3 protein-coding genes are annotated in these 2,948 nt (G+C 60.9%); 1 reads left to right on the top strand and 2 read right to left on the bottom strand.

Annotation, left to right across the window (positions count from 1 at the left end):
• Positions 1-376: 376 nt before the first annotated feature.
• On the bottom strand, positions 377-1,321 hold the full coding sequence (locus F791_RS0113115; protein ID WP_019592755.1) for an ATP-grasp fold amidoligase family protein: 945 nt from the start codon (positions 1,319-1,321) through the stop codon (positions 377-379).
• Positions 1,318-2,031 carry a class I SAM-dependent methyltransferase gene (locus tag F791_RS0113110; protein ID WP_231364693.1) on the bottom strand — a complete coding sequence of 238 codons (714 nt, stop codon included), beginning with the start codon at positions 2,029-2,031 and terminating at the stop codon, positions 1,318-1,320. Before F791_RS0113110 ends, F791_RS0113115 begins: the two co-directional genes overlap by 4 nt.
• A gap of 233 nt (positions 2,032-2,264) precedes the next feature.
• On the opposite strand from F791_RS0113110, the gene F791_RS0113105 reads away from it, so the two are divergent.
• Positions 2,265-2,696 carry a restriction endonuclease gene (locus F791_RS0113105; protein WP_018994256.1) on the top strand — a complete coding sequence of 144 codons (432 nt, stop codon included), beginning with the start codon at positions 2,265-2,267 and terminating at the stop codon, positions 2,694-2,696.
• Positions 2,697-2,948: the final 252 nt, after the last annotated feature.

Raw genomic sequence — 2,948 nt, 5'->3', positions numbered from 1 at the left:
AACGCCTACGAGCGAAAATGGACAGCCGAAACACCGATCGAGGTGTCCGAAATCACTTGACCACTACAGTTTGGCGGGGGCTTCGCGGCCGAGGCCGCTCCTACAGGGGGTATCGGCATCGTCTTCCCGGAAACCGTGTTGCGGTTATCCGGGATCTCGGCGTTGGGGCCGGGGCACGGCCGGATGGTAATGCCAGCGCGGGAGATCCCGGCTCTTAGCTGCGCTGTGGCCGGGATGACCGTGGTGGGGTAGCTGGGTCGGGATGAGCTGGCCGGGTCGATCGGGCATGCCATGGGCTTGTGGGCCGCGTTGAGTTTGTCAGGGGTTAGTGATAGGCGGAGCTAGGGGGAAAACGTGTGCTCAGGCTGCGGGTGGTTCAGGTCAGCTCGCGCTGGAGCGCATGTCTGTACCAGTTGCGCCAGCCTGATAGTTGTCGTCGAAAGAAGCTACTGTCGAGCACAGTCCAGTGTTGGGTGAGTGGTGAGTCTTTGTGGGTTCCCAAACGGCCCGGAAAGTGTCCGGCCTGGTTATAGAGTGTTAGTTCTCCGAACCAGAGGCGTTCGCCATCCCAGAGAAGGTCGACCCGCACGTGGTCGAACTCCTGTCCCAGTTTTCGGGCGATCGCCAGAGCTTCATCGATGGCTGGTGGCAGGGGCTGGGTGGAGGATGGCGGGGCGACTGCGGCTCGCTCCCCGCTTCGAATCGCTTGTCCCGCTTGGTCGAAATACCAGACGTTCGCCCGCATGTTTTGAAAGCGGCCGCTGATGTGGACGAGGCGCACCACACGAGAGCCAAAGGTGTAGATTTTGAGTTCGTCCGGTCCGCCTGTGTCGGGTGCAATCATTTCTTCGAGGAATAGCTGGCGGGTGATCCCGAAATAGCCCCACTCGTGATGCCGTCGGCCGTGACCCTGAGACATCCACCGGGATCCCAGCTGCTCGACGTGGCGCCGGTCGTAGTGGCCTTGGTGAATTAGATGATTGGTGCCGCAGCCATGGTTCGCCTTGAATACGGCGTTGTGCCGAAGAAGGGCGTCCGGTATGCGACTCGGGTCAGTACCCTTCCAGAGCACCGAAGCAATGGAGAGCTCGGGGACGCGGGCCGCTACCCACTCCTTGCAGGCGAGTTTGTCGCTGACGATGACAAAGCGGGGGTCGTGATCGAATATCTTGCGCCAGAAGAACTTGTCGTTTCCGGTGACGGGCAGGCCGGCACAAGGGAGACGACGTGCGCGGCGGAGGGTGTGTAATGTGGGAAGGGGATACCGAATCCAGCACCAGAGTGTAATCCCCGCCAGTAGGGTTCGGTTCAGGTACTTCACGCGGAACTCGGATCTGAGGGCTTGGTACCTGAAGCATAGGCGAGAGACCATGGCATGTAGGCGCCACCGAGCGATTCGTAGGCTTCCAAGTGGTCGACAATGAGCCCCATAACGTCCGGTGGCTGCAGTCGAACCATACCGAACAACTGGTGGACAAAGCGGGCCAGGGAGGGCAAGTCGGGGCACTGCCAAGTGACGTGTTCTTCGGTCTCGAATGTGTTCAGGAATTTGGCTTGAACTAGGTGGTTGCGCAATTCACCGAGGGCAAAGAAGACGCCGCGGTGGCCAGTCTCGGTCCAACGATCCACGGGTCCGTTCAAGAAAGCTGCAGCGGCTGATCCTGTCCGAACATCGGCGACAACGATCTGCCCGCCGGGCCGCAACACCCGCCAGGCTTCGTTGAAGAAGCCGCGACGTTCCGCAGAAGAAAGGTGATGCAGCCCCGCCAGGCTCGCAACCTTGTCAACGCTTTGATCCGGAAGGGGTATATCCCAGATTGGAGAGATGATCGTCGTATGGTGTGCTTCGAGCGGCGTCGCAAACTCGGACGAGGGTTCTATGCACACCACTTCAGCGCCCCGGGTCTTCAACCGGTCGGCAACGTACCCACCCCCCGCTGGGGCATCCACGATCGTTTCCCCTGCAAGGGGCGACAGCCTTTTCAGTAGCTCGGCAAGTTCCTGATCACGGGCATTAGGGAACTCTGCCATCGCGTTGTTGTACGAGCGGCCCCGCTGGTCGAATGTTTCGATATACGTTGTCACAGCGGACGATGATAAGTGCGTTCAGGTTCCAAGCGAAAGGAGATGACGAACGCCCGGCGATCAGCGCATTTGATGTGTGGGAGATGAAGAGAGTGAGCCTTCGAAGCTTGCAGGGGGTGGGTGGTTTTGTGATGGGGTTTGGATTAGCGTGCGGGGAATTGTGAACTGGAGGGGTTGTGATGGATGAGTGGGTCGATCGGCTGGCGGGGTTGGGGACCGCGAGTATTGGGCGTGTGGTTGAAGGCTTGTTGCGCGGGATGGGGTATGTGCTGGTGGATGCGCCGGCGGATGGTCGCGATGTGTGGCAGGAGTATGTGGTGGCCCCGGCACGCGGCGGTGACGATGCGCCGCGCTTGATTGTGGGAGTGGCGCGCGATCGCGACAGCGAGGTGGAGCCGCCGGAGCTGGAGGCCTTTGTCTCGGGGCGCATGGGTAGTGATCGCGGGATGTATGTGAGCCTGGCCGGCTTTGCGCCGGAGGCGCGCGAGCAGGCGGCGGAGCTGGCGATGCCGGTGATTTTGCTGGAGCCGGCGGACCTGGCGGAGCGGCTGCGCAGCCACTGGGGAGCGCTGGATGGCGAGACGCAGGCGCTGGTTGAGGGGCGTGGTTAGCGGTTTGTGTTTTCTTGGTCGAGTGTGAAGAGGGCCTTTCCTGTTGGGATGGGCCCTTTTTTGTTGGGCGGGTTTGGTGCGGTATTCGGGCGTGGGTATCGCCGAGGGGGCTCGGCTCCTACAGGGGCGGGTGTTGGCATGTGGATGGGTGGCCTTCTGGTGTGCTGGTCTAATTTTCGTGGACACCTCGATCGGTGGAATGATTGGGATCTGATCGAGGAGACGATATGGGACGCAGGAATTTTGATCCGG

Source organism: Thioalkalivibrio sp. ALRh (assembly GCF_000381425.1).
Taxonomy (GTDB): Bacteria; Pseudomonadota; Gammaproteobacteria; order Ectothiorhodospirales; family Ectothiorhodospiraceae; genus Thioalkalivibrio.
This window is presented reverse-complemented; position numbering and strand designations above follow the sequence as displayed.